The organism is Microbispora sp. NPDC046933 (genome assembly GCF_040644635.1).
Classification (GTDB): Bacteria; Actinomycetota; Actinomycetes; order Streptosporangiales; family Streptosporangiaceae; genus Microbispora.
Genome location: NZ_JBEYWW010000003.1, coordinates 1 through 20,387, shown reverse-complemented (window position 1 = coordinate 20,387; position 20,387 = coordinate 1). Strand labels below are relative to the sequence as shown.

Here is a 20,387-nt window from a genome sequence, read left to right as displayed (position 1 = left end):
CATCAGATGCTCTTCTCCAGGTGAACGCGGACCGGGATGCTCTCCCAGGCCCGCAACGTGTTGTTGTGGTGGCGCCGGGTCGGCCCATCGAGCTCGATCCGGCGCACCCGGCGGGCCAGTGCCGTCAGCAGCGCCTCGGCCTCGAGCCGGGCGACGTGCTGGCCCACGCACTGGTGGATGCCCATCCCGAACCCCACGTGCCCCGATGGGTCGCGGGACAGGTCGAAGGCGTCGGGGTCGTCCCAGCGGCGCGGGTCGCGGTTGGCCGCGCCGAGGAACATGAGGATCTTGCGGCCTTCGGGAACGACGTGGTCGCCGACCCGGACGTCGTTGGTAGCCGTACGGAAGAAGGTCTGCACCGGAGACTCCCAGCGCACCGCCTCGTCGAACGCGACCCGCGCCAGCTCCGGCCGCTCGCGCAGCCGCCGCCACTGCTCCGGGTGGGTGGCGAAGGCGTACAGGACCGCGGACAGGCCGTGCACCGTGGTGTCCACCCCCGCTGATAGCAACGAGCGGACGACGAGCGGCGCCTGTTCAGGCGTGATCTCGCCGCGGTCGGCCGCCGCCCAGATCTGCGCGCCGAACCCGTCGCCGGTGAGCAGGTCACGAGCGCACTGTGCGTTGACCCAGGCGGACAGCTCGGCGGCCCGAGGGGCGCCCTTGGCCACCAGGTCGTTGGGCGGGCCGAAGGCATTGAACAGGTGGTCGCCGTACGGCAGCAGGTGCTCGCGCCCGTGGTTCGGGATGCCGACGGCGTCGGGGAAGACCCGCAGCGGGAACGGCTCAGCCAGCGACGTGACGGCGTCGAACTGGTCGCCGCCGGCCAGGACCTCATCGACGAGCCGCTCGGCGTCGGCGTGCCAGCCCTCGCGCAACCGGCGCAGCGCGCGCGGGCCGAGCACCTTGGTCAGCACCCGCCGGGGCGCGTCGTGCCGGGGCGGGTCGGCCTCCAGCAGCAGGCTCGGCGGCCGCCATGGCTTTTCGTATCGGAAGTTGGACAGGCCGACACCGGCGGCCGACTGGAATCCCTGCCAGTTGGCGAGGGCGGCGTGCACGTGCTCGTAGCGGGCGAACGCGTAGACGTCGTACATGGTCAGGTAGACGACCGGGCCCGCGTCGCGCAGCTCGGCGTGCAGCGGCAGCGGGTTCTCCAGCACCTCGTGGCCGAAGGGATCGGCATCGTTGACGGGCAGGGTTCCGTAACCCTGAGTCACGGTCATGGGCAGCGCCTTTTGGGAGATCGGGGAGTGTCAGAGGTCGAGGACCAGGCGGTCGCAGCGGGAGCGGGACACGCAGATGAACATGCAGTCGTTCGCCGCGCGCTCGTGGTCCTCCAATACAGCGTCGCGATGGTCGGGTACGCCAGACAGGACGACGGTCTCGCAGGTGCCGCAGGTGCCCTGCCTGCAGGAGGACAGCACCTCGACGCCGGCGGCCGTGACGGCTTCGAGCACCGTTTGCTCTGGGGGTACGGCGACCGTCGTGCCGGTTCTGGCCAGCTCCACCTCGAAGGGGGTGCTGCGGGCGGGCGCGCCGAGATCTTCCGCCACGAACCGCTCGGTGCGCAGGGTGTACGGCGGCCAGGCCGCGCACGCGCCCGCCATTGCGGTCAGCAACGGAGCCGGCCCACAGGCGTAGATCTTCACTCCGGCTCCGGGCGCGCCGAGAAAGGTGGGCAGGTCGAGCAGTCCGAACTCGTCCTGCGGGACGACCTGAACGCGATCACCATAGGGGGCCAGCTCGTCGAGGAACGCCATGGACGCGCGGCGGCGGCCCCCGTACAACAGCTGCCAGTCCGCACCGAGCATCTCAGCCTGCCGCACCATGGGCAGCAGCGGGGTGATACCGATACCGCCGGCCACGAACAGGTACCGCTCCGACGGCACGAGCGCGAAGTTGTTGCGCGGCCCGCCCACGCCGATCAGGTCCCCGACCCGCAGCTCGTCATGGATGTAGGCCGAGCCGCCCCGCCCCGCGGGCTCGCGCAGCACTCCGACGCGATAAGTGAAGGGGTCCCATCGATCGCCGCACAACGAATACTGCCGAGTCATCCCGTTCGGCAGCACCAGATCGACGTGCGCGCCCGGCGCCCAGTCCCGCAGACGGTATCCGGCGGGGGACGCCAGCTCCAGCGTCAGCACGTCGTCGGCGACGAGCCGCTTGGCGGTGACGCGGAGCGTGGCGACCTGCGCAGAGACGGCACCCTTCCCGGTGCCGATCACCCCGGTCAGTGTGTGGATCACGTGCCCTCCTCCTCGTTGGAGACAGCGTGAGCCACGTCTCATCGAGGGCGAAACGCATTCTCATTGGACGAGAAACGCCATGATGAGGAGGACATCCGCATGTGACACTGACCGCATGCCGCGGACCGCCACCGGGGAGTCGTCGATCGCGCGAGCGGTCCGGATCTTCGCCACGTTCACGCCCGACGACGTCTCCCTGCAAGTCTCCGAGATCGCCCGCCGGACCAACCTGCACATCGCCACGGCCTCCCGGCTCATCGCCGAGCTCACCGCCCACGGTCTACTCGAGCGCGGCCCCAACCGAGAGGTACGCGTCGGGGTGAAGATGTGGGAACTCGCCTCACGCGCATCCCCCACCCTGTCGCTGCGCAACGCCGCCATGCCGTACTTGGAGGACATGCACGCCGTCGTCGGGCAGCACGCGCAACTCGGAATCCTGGACGGCCTGGACGTTCTGTTCATCGAACGGCTCTCCGCCCGCGACGCCATCGTCAACTACTCCCGGATCGCGGGCCGACTGCCCCTGCACATCTCCTCCTCCGGCCACGTCCTGCTCGCCAACGGGCCCCTTGAACTGCAGGAACACATCCTCAGCCGGCCGCTGCAGCGCTACACAGACCGCACCATCACGACACCGGAGGAACTGCGGGCCGCACTCGACGACACCCGCCGACGGGGCTACGCCCTGCTGCCCGGCCACGTCCACCCACACGCCACAGGCGTCGCGGTGCCGGTCCGCAACGCCTTCAACGAGGTGGTGGCCGCGCTTTCCCTGATCGTGCCCAACGACGGCCGCGCCGAGGCTCACGTGCAACTGCTCATGGCAGCCGCCCGAGGTGTGACCCGGGCGCTGTCGGACCCGCGCTATACCTGCCGCTGAGACCTGAGGTTAAGAGTCGAGCTGTCGCACCACAGTGTTCGCGTTGACGATCTCCCGCATCTCGTAGCGGCCCTGGTGGCCGCTGACGGAGGGGTGCGCGCCTTACGTCGTCTGCTGTCCTGGCAGTACACAATCTTCGTCTTATCCGGGTGAAGCCCCAGCCCTACCTGGGCAATCCGCGCGTGCAACGCAGCCAGGACACGCCTGGCCTGGTAATCGGTCGAGCAGTGGATCACCGCGTCGTCCTCCCGCACTTCGTGTAAAGCTAGTAACATAACGAGGGTTGGTGGAGGATGGCCACCGAGGGTAGGACGATGCCGAAGATCGTGGATCCGCAGGAGCGAGCACGGGAGATCGTCAACGCCGCCTTGAGCATCTTGGGCAAGGGCGGGTTCGCCAAGTTCACTCTGCGCAACATCGCCAAGCAGATGGGAGGCTCGATGTCTCTCATCACGCACTACTTCCCCAATAGAGAAGCGCTCATCGAGGGCATCCTGGCCACCGCCGAGGACGACATCGCGACCTTCAACGACGAGATGCGGGAGGTCGCCGACCCCGTCGAGCGGCTGCATCGGGTCATCGAATGGTCCGTTCCGCTGGATGAGTGGTCGCTGACCATGGAGCGGGCGAGGATCGCGCTGCTGGCCCATCGAGACGCGGACCCGGCGGTGGACGCGTTCTTCGTGCGGCTTGAGCCGCTGATGCGAGGGATCTGCCGGGATCATGTCGCGGCTCTGGTCGCGGAGGAGGATTTGGAACTCACCATCGACCTGATCAGGTCGTGGACCAGTGGTATCACCCTGTCCACGGTGGAGCACCCGGAGATTTGGACACGGGAGCGCCAGTTGCGGGTGGTGGACCGTCTCGTTGCCACGCTGCCGCTGCTCGAGCCGGTCACCTCGGCTGGTACGGCCGGGATCGACTGACGCGGTCCCGGCCGTACCAGTCATACCGGGTCGGCCGTCAGGGACTGCGCATCCGTCACGTCACCGGCGAACGGGTCCTCTGCCTTCAGTTTCTCTTTGGCGATCTTGCCGCTGGGGGTGTGCGGCAGCGCGTCACGGAACTCCACGTAACGGGGGACCTTGAAGGGGGCCAGTCCTTGCCGGCACCAGGAGAGGACCTCGGCCACAGTCAGCGTGCTGTCAGGTTTGAGCGCGATGATGGCTTTGACTTCCTCTTCGCGTTTGGGGTCCGGGACGGGTATCACGCTGACTTCGAGGACGCCGGCCAGGGCGGCGATGTGCTGTTCGACCTCGACTGCGGAGATGTTCTCGCCGCTTCGGCGGATCATGTCCTTGGTCCGGCCGATGTAGAAGTGCTCGCCCTCCGCGGTCTTGCGGACGATGTCGCCGGTCCTGAACCATCCGCCCGGCAGGAACAGCTCGGCGTTGACCTCGGGGCGGTTGTGGTAGCCGAGCATCATGCCGGGACCGCGCAGGCACAACTCGCCAGGCTCGCCTGGGGGGACCTCGGCACCGGCGCTGTCGATCACCTTGGATTCGCGGTTGGGCATGCACCATCCCATGGAGCCCGAGCCGACCAGGTCGGTGCGGTGCCAGGGCACGAACGTCCCGGACCCGATCTCGGTGCTGCCGTACAATTCGCGCGCCATCAGGCCGAAGCGTTCCTCCAAGGGCCGGTGCAGGCTCGGCGTCAACGCCTCGACGGGGGCCTTCTTCAGTTTCAGGCGCCTGTCGAGCTCGGAGGGCTCCAGATCCAGGAGTCCTTCGTCGATCCAGGCGAAGTCGATATCGTGGTCGATGAGCCAGCCCATGAACTTCCTGCGGCTCAGTCCGGGGGTGACGTGCAACCGGCCGCCCGCTGCCAGGGCCATCATGAAGTAGGCCTGGTTCTGCATGTAGTAGAACGGACTGTTGGCGAGGAACTCTTGCGGGTCGTCGAAGAGCGCCGCAGTGTGGACGCCTATCTCGAGCCAGTACTCGTGGGTCAGGAGACAGCCCTTGGGCAGCCCGGTCGTCCCGGAGGTGAATTGGATCCCCACGACGTCCAGGCGCCCGGCCTGATGGGTCCTGTCCGTGACGGCATGCGTGAGCAGCGCGTCGAACTGCGGGCCGGTCAGGATGACGCGTTCCGCGGGGACGGCTCCATCGATGAGTGGATGGAGGTCCTCGGCGGCGACGAGCCAGGACGCTCCGGAGTCGTTCAGGACGAAGTCCACCTCCCGGCGCGTGTACTTGGGGTTCAGCGGTACCGCCACGGCGCCGGCCTCGATGACCGCCAGCCACGTCAGGGGGAACTCCGCCTGGTTGCGGAGCATGATGCCGACCTTCTCGCCCGGCCGCAGTCCCCGGGACTCCAGCGCCGACCGGACCCGGCTGACCGCGGTCCGTAGTGTCGCCCAGGTCATCCGCTGCGCGGACTCCACGAAATGGAAGGCGCCCTTGTCGGGCCAGGTCCGCGCCGCCAGGTCGAGCGACTCCGGGATCGTGAGGCTCAGTAGCTGCTGGTGATGGGGGGTGAGTTCGAGAGACAGGTGCGTGGTCATGGTGTTGCTGTTCCTTCCTGAACGGGCGAGTGCGAGTTCCAGAGGATGCGCTGGGTGACCACGAATCCGGGACGTTCGCGCCCAGCGACCTCCGCGGTGCAGTCGAGGACGAGCAGGTGCCCTTGCTCGCCTCGGTCGATCACCTGGCTGACGGTGCCGCGGACGCGGAAGCGGTCGCCGTGCCGCACGACGGACACGAAGCGGACGTGGTCCAGGCCGTAGTTCCAGGCGATCCAAGGTCCCTCGGACCACAGCACGTGGTTGAGGAGGAGGTCGAGCATGCCGAGCAGGTGGTAGCCCTCCACCAGGTCGTCGCCGTACCCGGCGCCGCCTCCGTAGGGGTGAGGCAGGTCTTCCATGTACGTCGCCGTTTCGAACAGCGTCGAGCGATCGGCGTCAATGCTGAACCAAGGGGATACGAAGGTCTTGCCCAGGAGCAGCGGCGCCTCCGATGGATGCCGCGTGCTGAGGGTCACCACCTCCGACAGATCGGAGAGGTCGATGGCCATGCGTGTCGGTCCTTCCCAGAGTTTTTTAGAACAACTTCTACAAATACCGGACAGGGGCTCGCGTGCACGGGACGGAAGATCAGGAGGGAGTCCCCGCCTGCCGACGGCGAGGGATCCAGCCGGGGCGCGGCACGGCATCCAGCAATTGCCTGGTGTAGCTCTCGCGTGGATTGTCCAGGACATCGCGGGTCTCGCCCTGCTCGACGAGGGCGCCCGCGCACATGACCAGGCATCGGTCGCTGATCTGGCGGACCACGGCCAGGTCATGCGAGACGAACAGATAGGAGATGTCGCGCCGGTCCCGCAGGTCGATCAGCAGGTTGAGCACCTGCGCCTGAACGCTGACGTCCAGTGCCGCCACCGCCTCGTCGAGGATCAGCAGGCGGGGCTCCAGAGCGAGCGCGCGGGCGATCGCGACGCGCTGCCGCTGGCCACCGGACAGGTTTCTCGGGTACTCGGAGGCGTGCCGCTCATCCAGCCCGACCTCGTCGAGCAGTCCGGCGACCCTGCTCCGGCGCTCAGCCTTGGACAGGCGGAAGTGCACGGCGAGCAGTTCCGCGATGGCGGCACCCACCTTCTGCCGGGGGTCCAGCGAGCCGAACGGGTCCTGGAAGACCATCTGTACGTCCCGGCGTCGCCGCCGGCCGGTCCCCGCCATGGGACGTCCGTCGAGCAGCACGTCGCCCGCTGTCGCCGAATCCAGACCCGCGATGATCCGCGCCGTGGTGGTCTTGCCGGAGCCGGACTCGCCGACGATGGCCAGCGACTCGCCCTGGGACAGGTCGAAGGTGAGATTGTCCACGGCCACCACGTCGTCGGCGAAGACCTTGCGCAGACCTCGCACGCTCAGAAGCGGCCCCAGAGACGGCGCGGTCATGAGCGCACTCCTTCGGCAGGTTCCAGCTCTTCCGCGTAGTGGCAGGCCACGGTCCCGGTGGCGACCGGGCGCGGATCGGGGCGTTCGGTACGGCACAGGCCGGTGGCGTGGGAGCACCGCGCGGCGAACACGCAGCCTTCGCCCGCCTCGAAGGCCGAGATCGGCCGTCCTGGGATGGACACCGGCCGTTCGACGCTCGTCGGGCTGGGCCGGGAGGCCAGGAGCGCCGCCGTGTAGGGGTGACGTGGGGCGGCGTAGACATCCGCCGCCGGGCCGTGCTCCACGATCACGCCGGCGTACATGACGGCCAGTGAATCCGTGACCGCGGCGGCGAGATCCAGGTCATGGGTGATGAACAGCATGCCGAGGGAGCGTTCGCGGATCTGCTCGGAGAGGATCGCCATGACGTCGGACTGCACCGTCACGTCCAGCGCCGTGGTCGGTTCGTCCGCGAGGATCAGCTCCGGAGACGGCAGCAGGGCCATCACGATCATCACGCGTTGCAGCAGGCCACCGGAGAGCTGGTGCGGGTACTGCGCCACGCGCCGCCGGGGGTCGGTCACGCCGACGTCGCGCAGCAGGGCGCAGGCGGCCTCCAGTGCCTCCGGCCGGCGCATCGCGCCACTGGCGACGACTCCTTCCACGAGGAAGTCGCCGACCGTGCGCAGCGGATTGATGTGCGCCCGGGGGTCCTGGTAGATCATGGAGACGCCGCGTGCGCGGAAGCCGGCGAGCTCTGCGCCCTTCATCTCCAGGACCGCCCGGTTACGGTAGAGGATCTCGCCCGTGGCCACCGCGCCGCGCGGCAGCAGCCCCATGACGGCCTTGGCCGTCATGGACTTGCCCGATCCGGACTCGCCGACCAGCCCGACCGACTCGCCGGGCGCGACGGACAGGGACACGTCATGGATGACCGTGCGCCTTTCGCCTCGGCGCTCCCGCGGGGCGAGCTCGACACGCAGCCGCCGGATGTCGAGGAGTTGAGGTTTCACGTGCTCGCTCCGATCCGCGCGGACAGGCGTTCGCCGAGGATGTTGAAAGTGACCACCGCCAGGACGATGAGCAGACCGGCGGACAGGCTCTGCTGCAGGGCGCCGTCGAGCATCTCCGGGCGTCCCTCGTTCACCATGACGCCCCATTCCGCCTGCGGCGGCTGAACGCCGAGGCCGAGGAAGGAGATCGCGCCGAAGTCCATCAGCGCCCATCCGAAGGCCAGGGTCGCCTGCGCCACCGTCAGCGGGGCGACGTTGCGGAGCACGTGCCGGGTGCAGATGCGCCAGCCCGACAGGCCGGCCAGGCGGCATGCCTCGACGTACGGCAGACGGCATTCGCGCACTGCCGCGCTGCGTACCACTCGCGCGACGTAGGGGATGTAGACCAGGGACAGGGTGACCACGGGCATCCAGGGGCCGGTCCCGAGCACCGCGGCCCCGATGACGGCGACGAGGATGCCCGGCACCGCGAACATGATCTCCAGTACCCGCGCCGTCACCTGGTCGACCCGGCCACCGTGCCAGGCGGCGGCGATGGCGATGGCCGTCCCGAGCACGGAACTGATCAGGACGGTGATGGCGGGGAACAGGAGGCTGGGCCGAGCTCCGGCCAGCAGCCGGGACAGCAGATCGCGTCCGAGAGAGTCGGTGCCGAGCGGGTGCAGCGCCGAGGGGCCCTGACCCGCGGCGAGGATGTCGGTCTGGTCCGGCGGGTAGGGCGTCACGAAAGGACCCACCAGCGCGAGCAGGATGAGGATCGCGCAGAGCAGCATCGTCGCGGACAGGACCAGGTCATGGCGGGCGAGCCGTTTGACCAGGGCAGGGGAGCGCGCTATTTGTGCGGTGCTCACGCCTACCTCCTTTCCCGCAGCCGCGGGTCGAGGGCCGCCTGCGCGGCGTCGATGACGGTCATGACGACGACGAAGACGGTGACGATGATGAGCGAGACAGCGCTGACCACGGCGTAGTCCTTGCTGATGACGCTCTTGACCAGGAGCGAGCCGAGACCGTCGATCGCGAAGGCGGATTCGACGACGACCGCGCCGGCGACCAGGCTGGCCGCCATCAGGCCGGACACCGTGAGCACCGGGATGGCGGCGTTGCGCACGACATGCCGCCGCAGAATGAGCGAGCGTGGCAGTCCCCGGCCTACGGCCGTGGAGACGTGGTCGCGTCCCGCCTCCTCGCCGACCGCCGCCGCTGTCACCTGCGCGATGTACGCCGTTCCGCTCATCGACAGCGCGAGGGCGGGGAGCGTCAGATGCCACAGCCGGTCGGCGAAGCCGCTTCCCGCACCGAAGGTGGGAAACCAGCCCAGCCCGACGGCGAACACGCCGATGAGCACGGCTGCCGCCACGAACCCTGGGATGGCCACGCCGAGCCCGGTCAGGGCGTTCATGGCGGGCCTCCACCGCGAGTTGACCCCGCCGAAGACGCCCAGCCCGATGCCGGTCGCCAGGGTGATCAGTGCGGAGAGCGCCACGAGGGCGAGCGTGCTCGCGATGCGCGGGCCCAGGAGGGCGCTCACCTCCTGGCGGTAGGTCAGCGAGGTGCCGAGGTCGCCATGGAGCACACCGGTCAGCCAGTGCCAATAGCGCACGACCAGAGGGTCGTCCAGCCCGAGTTCGGCTCTCATCGCGGCGCGCTGCGCGGCGGTGGCCTTCTGCCCCACAAGCTGGGAGACCGGGTCGCCGGGAGCGGCCGCCAGTGCGGCGAACACCACGAAGGACGAGGCGAGCAGCGTGACGGCCGCCCCGCCGAGTTTCGCGGACCATCTCCTGATCGTGCGCATGGGCGCACGGTTCTTCACCATGTCGGAGCCGCTATCCGGCAGCGCCGACGAAGGCCATCTGCGGCATCGTCCAGTAGGAGAACGCGGTGATGGCGCCGCTGAGGCGATGGTTCAGGAACGTGATGGTGCTGTTCTCGACCAGGGGGATGAGTGCGGAATCCGGCTCGTAGAGCTGCTGCGCGGCGACGATCATCCGCGCCCGCTCGGCGGGGTCGAACGTCTGGCGGGCCTCGGTGAGCAGCTTGGTGACCTCGGCGTTGTCATAGCCGGTGTAGTTGTAGGCCTGGCCGGGCAGCAGGGTGAAGCCCAGCGGTTCGAGCGGATCCTGGGCCACGTTGAAGCTCCCCCCCAGGAGCAGGTCGAGGCCCTGGCGCTTGGTGGGGTCGTATCCGGCCTGGTCGAACGCCAGCGGCGGAAGAGGGCTGATCTTGATGGTGATGCCGGCGGCCTTGGCCTGCTGCTGGACGAGCTGGGCGGTACGGGAGCCGCTGTCGTCGCCGCTTCTGATCGCGAGGACGAGCTCCTGGCCCTGGTATCCCGACTCCGCGACCAGCGCCTTGGCCTTGGCGACGTCGAAGGAACGTTCCTTGACGAAAGGCTGGTATGCCTCCTGGTACACCTGCTTCTGGTCGTTCGGCCAGGTGGTCGAGGACAAGCTGGTGTAGCCGGGGGTCGCCGCGCCGTTGAACACCACCTTGGCCAGCGCTTCGCGGTCGATGAGCGTCTGGAAGGCCTGACGCAGCTTGACGTTCCGCAGCGGGCCGTCGGGTCTGGCCACGGCCAGTCCCGTGGTCTGCATGGATGGCCCGAACACCAGCCTGCCCGCCTTCGACGAGCGCAACGCGGGGACGGCTGAGGGCGAGATCTCGTAGGCGCCGTCGATCTCGCCGGCGTTGAGTGCCTGCGTCAGCGCGGTGCTGTCGGTGACGAACGTGAACTTCACCGACTTGGCCAGAGCCCGGCGCTCGGAGTCCCAGTACGCGTCGTTGCGCGACAGGGTGATGCTGTCACCGCTCTTCCACGAGTCCAGCTTGAACGGGCCGCTGCACATCACCCCGCCGCTAGGCGCGCCGAGGTTCTTGCCTGCCTGCTCGGCGTACGTCTTCTGCATGACCATGCCCGCGATGCTGGCCATCTCGTGGTTGAACAGCTCGTCCGGGGTGGAGAACTTGACGGTCACCTCGTCGCCGGCGGCCTTGATGCTCTTCACATTCTGGTAGATGTAGCTGACGAGCGACGAGGGGTCCTTGGCGCGGTTCATGCTGTAGGCGACGTCCTCGGCCGTCAGCGGGTCACCGTTCCAGAACTTCACGCCGTCGCGGACCTTGTAGACGAGCGTGTGCGGGTCGACCTGCTCGAAGGTGGCGAGGCCAGGAGTCAGGCGGAAGTCGGCGTCGCTCTTCAGCAGCGTGTCGCAGAGGTTGCCGAGAACCTGCCCGCCACCGTAGGTGGCCGCGTTCGGCGGAAACAGGGTGTCGGGCTCTCCGCTGAGATTCCAGACGATCTGATCGACTTCGCCCTTGGCGGCGGGTAGGCGCGCGAGGAGCTCCGTCGGCTGGGTGGCATCGGCTGCGTCGGAAGAACGCCCGAGACCGGCCGAGCAGGCGGTCAGCCCGAGAACGAGAAGAGCGGTGGCGAGATGGCGTACGGGCATGAGGCGCTCCTTTGATCAGGCCTCGTGCGAGGTCAACGCGAGATGGGACTGGAATATATAAAGCTTGTTCCAAAGCCACAAGGTTTCCGTTTCTGGGTGGTGGCGAGGCGGCTACCTCTTGACGGGGTGAGGGAGGAGTCGTTTCTATAAAGGCTGTTCCATGACCGGGCCAGGCTCGGTCAACGCCCGCTGTGAGTGAGGTATGCCGTGGCCGTTGAGCTGACCTGGACCGGTGCGTACGAGTTGAGCGGCCTGATTCGGCGCAAAGAGGTGTCGCCGGTCGAAGTGGTCGACGCGGTGCTCGCTCGCCTGGAAGAGGTCAACCCCGCCATCAACGCCTTCGTCACCGTGACCGCTGATTCCGCCAGGCAGCAGGCGAAGCAGGCCGAGGCCGCGGTTCTGCGCGGCGAGGACCTCCCGCCGCTGCACGGTTTGCCGATCACCGTCAAGGATCTCACCGACACCGCTGGGGTCCGTACCACCTACGGCTGCGTGCAGTTCAAGGATCATGTGCCGGACACCGACGCGATCTCCTGGGCCAGATTGAAGGCTGCCGGCGCCATCCTCATCGGGAAGACGACGACTCCCGAGTTCGGCATGCTCGGTGTGACCGACAGCCACCTGACCGGCAGTACGGGCACGCCATGGAACCCCACGCACACGGCCGGCGGGTCCAGCGGAGGCGCGGCCGCGGCGGTGGCGGCGGGGATCGCCCCGCTCGCCTGGGGTTCGGACGGTGGCGGCTCGATCAGGGTGCCGGCCGCGAGCTGCGGAGTGGTCGGTTTCAAGGCGTCGACCGGCCGCATCCCCTTTCGCCGGGCCTCCGATGGCGACTCCACCGAAGGTCCGCTCACCCGCCTGGTGATCGACGCGGCGATGCTGCTGGACGTGACCGTGGGCCCGCATCATGCGGACCGGTTCTCACTTCCCGCAACCGGCGAGAACTACGTGAAGTCGGCGCTGCGCGGAGCCGACCTCTCCGAGGTGAGGTTCGCCTACAGCATCGGCCTGGATCAGGGCCCGGTCGATCCGGAGACGCGCCGCGTCGTCGACGCGGCGATGGGCCGGTTGGCCGCCAAGGGCGGAGCCCAGGTCGACATCGTGACCATGGACCTGCCGGACGCGATCGACAACTTCCTCAGGTACTGGTCCGCGGAGTTCGCCGAGGGGGTGGACATGATGTTCCCGCCCGGGACCGAGGTGTGGCCGCTCATCAAGGAGATCGCCGAGTTCGGGCGCACGATGTCCGCCCGCGACGTAAGCCGGTCCTTGCGCGAGACCAAGACCCAGATCTACGACGGCTTCGACCGCGTTCTGCAGGAGTACGACTTCATCGTCACCGCCACCACCCCCACGCCGCCCTTCCCCCACAACGCCCTGGGCGGGATGGAGATCGTCGACGGCGAGAGGGTGCGCCACCCTGCCCTCTTCTTCCACCGGCTGACCGAGCTGCCCAGCCATGCGGGCTTGCCCGCGATCTCCATACCGTGCGGTTTCACCTCCGATGGGTTGCCCATCGGCCTGCAGATCATCGGCCGGCCGCACGCGGATGCCGCCGTCATCGAGGTCGCCGCGGCTATCGAACGGCTCTCACCCTGGCAGGATCGCCGACCCGAGCTGCCCTGACCACGAAAGAAACATCATGATCCGCTATCTCCGCGTCACTGCGGCGCCCGTGCCCGACGACGCGACCGAGCACAAGGTCGTGGTCCGTGACGGCGTCGCTCTGGCCACGGACGTCTACCTACCCTCTGACAAACCCGGCCCGCACCCGGCGATCCTCGTGCGGCTGCCCTACGACAAAGACGGCGCCTACTGCTACATGCCGCGCTTCGCCCGGCTCATGACGCAACGTGGATACGCCGCGGTGATCCAGGACGTCCGCGGCAAGTTCCGCTCGCAGGGCGCGACCGAGTTCGGCCGCCACGAGGTCGACGACGGCTGGGACACCATCGACTGGATCGTGTCCCAGCCATGGTCCGACGGCAACGTGGCCATGTGCGGCGACTCCTACTACGGCTACACGTCGCTGGCCGCCGCGATGAGCGGCCATCCCGCGCTGAAAGCCATCGCGCCCCGGCTCACCGGCACCCAGCTGTCCATGACGCTGACGAACCCGGACGGCGATCGCGACGTCGAGCAGACCGCGCGGCGGGCTTACCTGGCCTCGGTCTACATTGAGCAGGACACCTATGAATGGGAGCCCGACTGGTCGCGTAGGCCGTTGCGGGAGAGCTTCGAGGAGTTCTTCGCCGAGATCGGCAGGCGCTCGGCGGGGTTCGACGCCGAGTTCGCGCCCGAGACCTCCCACGTCCCACCGCCCCTCGAACGGCTGTTGCTCCAGGAAAGGACGGTGCCCCTTCTCTTCACCGTCGGCTGGTTCGACAACTGCGCGCCCTGGTCCTGGCACGACATCAGGGCCCTCATGGAGCATCCGGCCTGGTCGCGGCAGCTTCACCTGCGCATGGAGCCGATCGACCACGAGAACCTCCGGCTGGACGAGGCGCCCGCGCCGCCTGACAGGTCCATCGGTGATGACGTGCTCGCCAGGATTCTCGACCCGACCCTGGACTTCTTCGACCACTTCGTCCGTGGGATACCCGGACCTCCGATTCCCCGGGTCTCCTACGAGATCTGCCACGGGCGCGTTCACAGTGGCGAGTCGTGGCCGCCGGAGGACACGCACGAGGTCCGCATGTTCCTGTCTGAACAAGGCGGCAAGCGGACGCTCACCCCCGAGCAGCCCGCGGCAAGCACCCGGATCAGCTGGAGCCACGACCCAGCGGACCCCGTGCCTTCGATCGGCCGGAACCCCTTCGCGATCCTCTACGACTGGCACGACATCAGTGATACGGGACACCGCGCCGACGTCGTGCAGTTCACCGGCCCGGCCGCCGAGCACGATCAGATCTATGCCGGACCCGTAGCGCTCCAGGTGCCGTTCAGCGCCGACGTGCAGGTCACCCACCTGCACGCCCGCCTCCTGGACATCGACACCGACGGCCGTGCCTTCCTCATTGCCAAGGGACAGACCAGGGTCGTCATGCCAGCCGGCGGTGGCCTCGCCACCGTGGACCTTCTCCATGTCGGCTACCGGCTGCGCCGCGGCCACCGCTTGGCGTTGCAGCTCATGAGCAGCGACTTCCCTCACTACGTCATGACGCCCGGCGACGACGGCGACCCCTTCGAAGCCGTCGACTTCGTGGCGTCGAAGCAGAGCATCGGCACCGGGGAGTCCGCCGTACTCAGCCTTCGGGCGCTCGCCCCATCCGGTCACTCGCCCGCCAGCTGAAAGGGACGACCTCATGAACTGGGCCGGGACCATCCGTACGGTGCCGCAAGAGGCGCGAACCCACATGGTCCCCATGCGGGACGGAGTCCGTCTCGCCACCGACGTCTACCTACCACCGTCACCCGAAAGCGCCATCTCCGCGATCCTTATCAGGCTCCCGTACGGCAAGACCAGCGAGTATTGCTTCGCGGACAAGATCGCGGCGCGTCTGACGGCCCGTGGCTACGCGTGCGTCGTCCAGGACGTCCGGGGCAAGTTCGACTCCGAGGGCGAGACCTTCGGGCTGCTCAGCGAAGCCGCCGACGGGCACGACACACTCGACTGGATCGTCACCCGACCCTGGTCAGACGGACGAGTGGGGATGTTCGGCGACTCCTACTACGGATTCACCCAGTGGGCCGCGGCGAGCACGTCTCACCCCGCCCTGCGGGCGATCGTGCCCCGAGTCACCACTCACGCCTTCGACCGCATGCCTGAGCGGCGCGAGCCCACCGTCATCGACCCGCCATGGCTGACCTTCGGCACCTACCTGCAGCAGTGCTGGGTCGACCGCGGCCTCAATGAGCAGGTCGCCGACTACACGACGCGTCCTCTCACCGAGGCGTTTGACGCTGTCTTCCAGGATTTGGGCGCCCGTTCGCCGTGGTTCGACCAGTTCGTCCACGGACCGCTGCGGACCCCCGTCTTCCCGTTCGGGCACCCGCTTCGCGCCCGCCCGATCCCCGTTCTGCATACAGTCGGCTGGTACGACAACCTCGCCATCGCCTCCATGCGTTCCTATGTCGAGTTCCTGGCCGATCCGAACTGGGGTCCGCTGCAATACTTGTTCGCCGACTCCATCGATCACGAGAACTACCACCTGGACTACGTCCCGATCCGGCCCGAGCACGACCATGCGACGATGGACCCGAAGGCGCTGGACATCCTGCTGGACCGCTATGTCGAGCCGGCCATCGACTTCTTCGACGTCTTCGTCCGCGAGAGCGCTGACGCGTCACGATTTCCCCGCGTCCAGTGGCACCAGGGCCATGTCGGCTACCGCACCGCCGAGACATGGCCGCCGAGCCACGCCCGGGAAGCGCAGCTCTACCTCGACGGCCTGGAGCGGGCCGCCGGGGGAGAGGGCGGAGCCCTCACCTGGATCGCGCCGACCGTCCACCAGCGGGCAACCTGGACGTACGACCCTTCGGACCTCGTCCCCTCCAGCAGCGTCAACTCCTGGTCGCAACTGCTCGAATGGCCCGACGAGTCTCCGGCGGGTGAACGGCCCGATGTCCTGCGCTTCGACCTGCCAGCGACCGAGGGGGACATCGATCTCGCCGGTCCCGTCAACCTGTGGGTGGCCGTGGACTCCACCGCCGAACGGGCCGATGTCTTCGCCAAGCTCCTCGATGTCGCGCCCGACGGCCGGGCGACCCTGATCGTGCGGGGGCAGGGGACTCTCACCAGCCCCTCACCCGATGCCGAGGTCCGCATCGAGATGGGCCACGTCGGCCTGCGGCTGCGCAGCGGCCACAAGCTGCGTCTGCACATCGCGAGCAGCGACTTCCCCGAGTACGTTCCGAGCACCGGGGACGGGGCCAACCCGTGGACCGCCGCCGAACGCCGCGCCTCCACCCAGACCCTGCACGCCTGCCCGGCCACTCCCGGCCCGTCTCAGCCTCACGGTGCTGGACGTCGCGACGGACGACCCGGCCTGAGACCTCCGCCGCATTCAGGACCTTGATCCTGCTTTTTATGAAGATTGTTCTAAATAGAGGCAGGTATGAGCACCAGAACAGAACGGCAAGAGGCCGCCATCGCGGCCCTGCGCGGAGCCGAACAAGCTCCACTCTGGCTGGCCGTCCCCGACCGGCCGGCGCCCCGGCCGCCGGTGGACGGCGACATCAGTGTGGACCTGGCGGTCATCGGTGGGGGATTCACCGGCCTGTGGAGCGCCCTGCGAGCCGCCGAACGTGATCACTGCCGTGACGTCTTGCTGGTCGAGGGTGACCGTCTCGCAGAACACGCCACCGGCCGCAACGGCGGCTTCTGCGAGGCGAGCCTCACCCATGGCGAGAGGAACGGACGGCGGCGCTGGCCCAGCGAATACGAGGAACTGCGTGAACTCGGTCTGCGCAACCTCGACGAGATCGAGCAGACCATTGAGAAGTACGGCATCGACTGCGGCTTCACCCGATCGGGCACGCTCGTCGTCGCCACCCGCGGACACGAGGTCGCGGAGTTCGGGCCGGGCACACCCGGTTTCCTCGACCGCGACGCGGTCCGCGACCTCGTGCGTTCGCCGACCTATCTCGCCGGGCGTCTCATACCCGGAGAGAGCGCCGTCGTGGACCCCGCGAGGCTGGCGTGGGGGCTGGCCGCCACCGCGGAAAGGCTCGGCGTCCGCATCGCGGAGCACACTCGCGTCCTCCGCATGAAGCGCGAGGGGGACCGCGTCGTCCTGCACACGGAGCGAGGCAGGATCAGTGCCCGCCAGGTGGTTGTGGCGACCAACGCCAACACTTCGCTGCTGCGAAGGAACCGGGCGGCGATCGTCCCGGTGTACGACTACGTCCTGGCCACAGAGCCGCTCTCCCCCGAGCAGCTCGGGTCCATCGGCTGGGAACAGCCTTTCGGCATCTCCGACAGTGGCAACCAGTTCCACTACTACCGGCGCACTCAGGACGACCGCGTCCTCTGGGGCGGCTACGACGCGATCTATCACTACGGCCGGTCGATCAAGCGTGGGCACGAGGACCGCGACCAGACCTACGAGAAACTCGCGTTGCAGTTCTTCGAGACGTTTCCGCAGCTTGAAGGAGTTCGGTTCACCCACAAGTGGGCTGGGGTGATCGACACCTGCAGTCGTTTCTGCGCGTTCTTCGGCAGCGCCCACGGCGGCCGCGTCGCCTACGCGACCGGCTTCACCGGACTGGGGGTGGGCGCGTCCCGATTCGCCGCCGACGTCATGCTGGACCTGCTCTCCGGCCGGCAGACCGAGCGGACACGACTGGACATGGTGCGGAAGCGACCCCTGCCCTTTCCCCCCGAGCCGTTGGCGTGGATCGGCATCCAGATCACCCGCTGGTCTCTAGCCCGGGAGGACGACACCGGCAGAAGGAACCTCTGGCTGCGTGTTCTGGACCGCCTTGGCCTCGGGTTCGACTCATAACCGAGACCACATCCCGGCGCCTCATCAGTGCGGACCTGTTGTCGGAAACGACTGAACCCGATGGCGTTTCCGCCGCGCTGCGGACGGTCGGCCGATCGTTGACGGCGATCGGCCCCGCCCAGCTCGGCATCTGGGAGGTCGGCCCGGGCGTCGACGTCGACGTCGGTCCAGGGGAGTCCAGTCGCGTCCGGAGGTGTCTGGCGACGTTGCCGTCAACGGTTGCCGTCAGTTCACGCGCCTCCGGGCCTGGTCACTCGGGCTTGTCGCGCTTTTCCGGGGCTGTGACGAAGCTGCCCATGCCGGGCTCGGTGTGGATCAGGCCGTCTGCCCTGAGTGCTCGCATGACCTTCTGGCCGGTGGCGTTCGCGATGCCGAACTCTTCGATCAGAGCGACGAGTGATGGGATGCGCTCGCCAGGCTTGTACTCGCCGGAGGCGATACGAGTCTTGATGATCTCGTAGACCTGCCGCCACTTGGACTGATTGGCCTTGAACTCCACCACGCGAGCAACGGTAGGAAGCCATTGCACGCCGTGGCGATGGGCAGCACGCTATAGCGTGCCATACCTTTGCTTTCTTTGCCTACGATGCAGCTCATGGGCCTGTGGGAGGAGAGCGAAGTGAGCGGCGAGAAGGCGGCGAGTGTCCCTGTCCTGACCGTGAGCAGCTTGCGGGAGGCGTTTCCCGGCTGGAGCATCTGGCGAAGCTCGGCGAGACGACTGTGGGCTACGCGGAACGGGCGTCTTACACGAGGACTACAACCGCGGCCTATGCCAGACCATCGACGGCGATGATGCCGCCCAACTGGCGGAGGAGCTTCGACGGCAAGCCGCCCTGGCTGGCGCTCTGCCCAACAGCGAAGCGCAGTGCCCTGCCGCTTGGGACACCTCGCACTGAGCGGCGCGAGATGAACGCGAAGCTGCGGGGCCTCGTCCAGGACCCGGGTGCCTTCGTCCCGGACGGTGCAGTACCTTCACGCGCTGCTCCGGGCCGCGCTCGCTCAGGCGGTCCGCGAAGACCTGGTGCTGCGCAACGTCGCGAAGGACGTCCAACTGGGCACGGTCGAGAGGCCGGAGATCCAGGCGCTCACCCCCGACGAGGCCAAGCAGTTCCGCCGGTAGGCACGCAAGGGCCGGTTCTACGCGGTGTACGCGGTGGCGCTGGGCGTCGGCCTCCGGCGCGGTGAGGCGCTCGGGCTCCGCTGGGACGACGTCGACCTGGACAACGGAGTGCTCCGCGTCCGGCAGGCACTCCAGCGGCAGAAGGGCGAGGGGCTCAAGCTCGTGCCGCTCAAGACGCAGCGCTCTCGTCGTACGATCCGGCTCCCGGAGAACCTGGTGAAGGTCCTCAAGGAGCACAGGGCCGAGCAAGCCGCGGAGCGCCTGGCAGCCGGATCAGCGTGGAACAACCCGCACGCCTGGTGTTCACCACGCACATCGGGACCGCCATCGAGCCGGAGAACCTCTACCGGCACTTCCGGGCCGTGTGCGACGCGGCGGGCATCCGGCGCGTACGGCTGCACGACCTCCGGCACACCTGCGCCACGATCCTGCTCGCTCAGGGTGTGGACACCCGGACGATCATGGAGATCCTCGGCCACAGCACGATCGTGCTGACGATGAACACCTACGCCCACGTGCTACCCGAGCACCAAGCGACAGCGCTCGACAAGCTCGAAAAGGCGCTCGGAGGTCTTGCCTAAGACCTAAGGGTTGACCCCTAAGCCGTCAGGAGTCGATCTCCCAGGAGAGTGCTTCTGTTCCTTCTAGACCTTGGAGAACCTGAACGAGGGGGTTCGGGTCAGCGCCGGGAGGTAGGTCGACGGCTAGGTAGGTGCCCTGCAGCCACTCGTGGGCGAGGCCGGTCTCAACGACTTTCTCGTGTAGCAGCTCATGGAGTTGACCACTTTGCGGGTGCTGCTGTTCCAGGGCGACGCGCAAGGTGCGGTGGCCGGACTTCCGAACCACAGCGGATACGAGGTGTTGATCGTCGATCGTCACGATGTCGCGGTAGCAGATGCCATAGGTGAAGAAGGGAAGGCAGGCGATCTCAAAAGTGTCCGGCGACACCTGGTGCGTCCACAACTGTTCGCGCCAGCCGTTCTCCCGCTCGGAGAGGTCGGCGTGGATCATGTAGTTAGTGGAGCCACGACCTATCGGGTTGTCGTGCGCGATGATCGCGATGGAGCAATCGTCAAGACCTGTGGATCACGAGTTCCTAAGCAGCTGCTGGTGAGGGCTGATCGTCGGGGCGTTCGAGGAGCTTGCCGTTGATGAAGGTCGCTCCGGCGCGGACCAGGGCAACGAGGTGGGGAGCGTTGACCGCGCGCCAGCGGGCCTGGGCCGACTCGATCAGCTTGAACGCCATGGCCAGCCCGGCCGCCCGGGATCCGGGGCCCTTGGTGACCTTGGTGCGGTGCCGCACGGTGGCGAACGTCGACTCGATCGGGTTGGTCGTGCGCAGATGCACCCAATGCTCGGCTGGAA

At 67.9% G+C, this 20,387-nt stretch carries 18 protein-coding genes and 2 pseudogenes; 8 read left to right on the top strand and 12 right to left on the bottom strand.

The window, feature by feature from the left end; genetic code table 11:
• Positions 1-2 precede the first annotated feature (2 nt).
• Both ABZ857_RS04635 and ABZ857_RS04630 read right to left on the bottom strand, forming a co-directional pair.
• A complete protein-coding gene (locus ABZ857_RS04635; protein ID WP_357037466.1) occupies positions 3-1,220 on the bottom strand; it encodes a cytochrome P450 in 1,218 nt (405 codons plus the stop codon).
• A 30-nt stretch (positions 1,221-1,250) separates the two neighbouring features.
• Positions 1,251-2,243, bottom strand: coding sequence for a PDR/VanB family oxidoreductase (locus ABZ857_RS04630; RefSeq protein ID WP_357037463.1), 993 nt, complete (start codon positions 2,241-2,243; stop codon positions 1,251-1,253).
• A 115-nt stretch (positions 2,244-2,358) separates the two neighbouring features.
• Here ABZ857_RS04630 and ABZ857_RS04625 point away from each other — a divergent pair, with 115 nt between their 5' ends.
• Complete coding sequence (locus ABZ857_RS04625; RefSeq protein ID WP_357037460.1) at positions 2,359-3,123, top strand: IclR family transcriptional regulator; 765 nt, start codon at positions 2,359-2,361, stop codon at positions 3,121-3,123.
• Positions 3,124-3,437: 314 nt separating this feature from the next.
• Positions 3,438-4,049, top strand: a complete 612-nt coding sequence (locus tag ABZ857_RS04620) for a TetR/AcrR family transcriptional regulator (protein ID WP_357037457.1) — start codon at positions 3,438-3,440, stop codon at positions 4,047-4,049.
• A gap of 20 nt (positions 4,050-4,069) precedes the next feature.
• Here the strand turns inward: ABZ857_RS04620 and ABZ857_RS04615 are convergent, their stop codons facing one another.
• The 7 genes from ABZ857_RS04615 to ABZ857_RS04585 form a co-directional block, all read right to left on the bottom strand.
• The gene (locus ABZ857_RS04615; protein ID WP_357037454.1) at positions 4,070-5,632 is read right to left on the bottom strand and encodes a class I adenylate-forming enzyme family protein; all 1,563 of its coding nucleotides are present in this window, start codon (positions 5,630-5,632) and stop codon (positions 4,070-4,072) included.
• The gene (locus ABZ857_RS04610; RefSeq protein WP_357037451.1) at positions 5,629-6,141 is read right to left on the bottom strand and encodes a hypothetical protein; all 513 of its coding nucleotides are present in this window, start codon (positions 6,139-6,141) and stop codon (positions 5,629-5,631) included. Before ABZ857_RS04610 ends, ABZ857_RS04615 begins: the two co-directional genes overlap by 4 nt.
• 79 nt (positions 6,142-6,220) lie before the next feature.
• Positions 6,221-7,018, bottom strand: a complete 798-nt coding sequence (locus tag ABZ857_RS04605; protein WP_357037448.1) for an ATP-binding cassette domain-containing protein — start codon at positions 7,016-7,018, stop codon at positions 6,221-6,223.
• The gene (locus ABZ857_RS04600) at positions 7,015-8,010 is read right to left on the bottom strand and encodes an ABC transporter ATP-binding protein (RefSeq protein WP_357037445.1); all 996 of its coding nucleotides are present in this window, start codon (positions 8,008-8,010) and stop codon (positions 7,015-7,017) included. The genes ABZ857_RS04605 and ABZ857_RS04600 overlap by 4 nt, the downstream gene beginning before the upstream one ends.
• Entirely contained in the window at positions 8,007-8,861 is an 855-nt protein-coding gene (locus tag ABZ857_RS04595) for an ABC transporter permease (protein ID WP_357037442.1), read from the bottom strand. Before ABZ857_RS04595 ends, ABZ857_RS04600 begins: the two co-directional genes overlap by 4 nt.
• Positions 8,862-8,863: 2 nt before the next feature.
• Positions 8,864-9,823, bottom strand: a complete 960-nt coding sequence (locus ABZ857_RS04590; RefSeq protein WP_357037439.1) for an ABC transporter permease — start codon at positions 9,821-9,823, stop codon at positions 8,864-8,866.
• A 10-nt stretch (positions 9,824-9,833) separates the two neighbouring features.
• Positions 9,834-11,456, bottom strand: coding sequence for an ABC transporter substrate-binding protein (locus ABZ857_RS04585; protein WP_357037436.1), 1,623 nt, complete (start codon positions 11,454-11,456; stop codon positions 9,834-9,836).
• Between the two features lie 207 nt (positions 11,457-11,663).
• Here ABZ857_RS04585 and ABZ857_RS04580 point away from each other — a divergent pair, with 207 nt between their 5' ends.
• From ABZ857_RS04580 to ABZ857_RS04565, 4 genes are read left to right on the top strand one after another with little or no spacing between them, the layout of a single operon-like run.
• A complete protein-coding gene (locus ABZ857_RS04580; protein ID WP_357037433.1) occupies positions 11,664-13,082 on the top strand; it encodes an amidase in 1,419 nt (472 codons plus the stop codon).
• 16 nt (positions 13,083-13,098) lie between these two features.
• Positions 13,099-14,748: a CocE/NonD family hydrolase gene (locus ABZ857_RS04575; protein ID WP_357037431.1), complete on the top strand. Its 1,650-nt coding sequence runs from the start codon at positions 13,099-13,101 to the stop codon at positions 14,746-14,748.
• Positions 14,749-14,761: 13 nt separating this feature from the next.
• The gene (locus ABZ857_RS04570) at positions 14,762-16,474 is read left to right on the top strand and encodes a CocE/NonD family hydrolase (protein WP_357037428.1); all 1,713 of its coding nucleotides are present in this window, start codon (positions 14,762-14,764) and stop codon (positions 16,472-16,474) included.
• 39 nt (positions 16,475-16,513) lie between these two features.
• A complete protein-coding gene (locus tag ABZ857_RS04565) occupies positions 16,514-17,902 on the top strand; it encodes an FAD-dependent oxidoreductase (protein WP_357037426.1) in 1,389 nt (462 codons plus the stop codon).
• Between the two features lie 250 nt (positions 17,903-18,152).
• Here ABZ857_RS04565 and ABZ857_RS04560 read toward each other — a convergent pair whose 3' ends face one another.
• Positions 18,153-18,404 carry a winged helix-turn-helix domain-containing protein gene (locus tag ABZ857_RS04560; RefSeq protein WP_357037423.1) on the bottom strand — a complete coding sequence of 84 codons (252 nt, stop codon included), beginning with the start codon at positions 18,402-18,404 and terminating at the stop codon, positions 18,153-18,155.
• A 459-nt stretch (positions 18,405-18,863) separates the two neighbouring features.
• Here ABZ857_RS04560 and ABZ857_RS04555 point away from each other — a divergent pair, with 459 nt between their 5' ends.
• Both ABZ857_RS04555 and ABZ857_RS04550 read left to right on the top strand, forming a co-directional pair.
• Complete coding sequence (locus ABZ857_RS04555; RefSeq protein ID WP_357037420.1) at positions 18,864-19,022, top strand: hypothetical protein; 159 nt, start codon at positions 18,864-18,866, stop codon at positions 19,020-19,022.
• Positions 19,023-19,046: 24 nt separating this feature from the next.
• Positions 19,047-19,603: pseudogene (locus ABZ857_RS04550) on the top strand (site-specific integrase).
• Between the two features lie 25 nt (positions 19,604-19,628).
• On the opposite strand, the gene ABZ857_RS04545 reads toward ABZ857_RS04550, so the two are convergent.
• Together ABZ857_RS04545 and ABZ857_RS04540 are read right to left on the bottom strand one after the other, a co-directional pair.
• Entirely contained in the window at positions 19,629-20,033 is a 405-nt protein-coding gene (locus tag ABZ857_RS04545) for a DUF4265 domain-containing protein (RefSeq protein WP_357037417.1), read from the bottom strand.
• Between the two features lie 85 nt (positions 20,034-20,118).
• Positions 20,119-20,387: pseudogene (locus tag ABZ857_RS04540) on the bottom strand (IS256 family transposase); the annotation flags it as partial.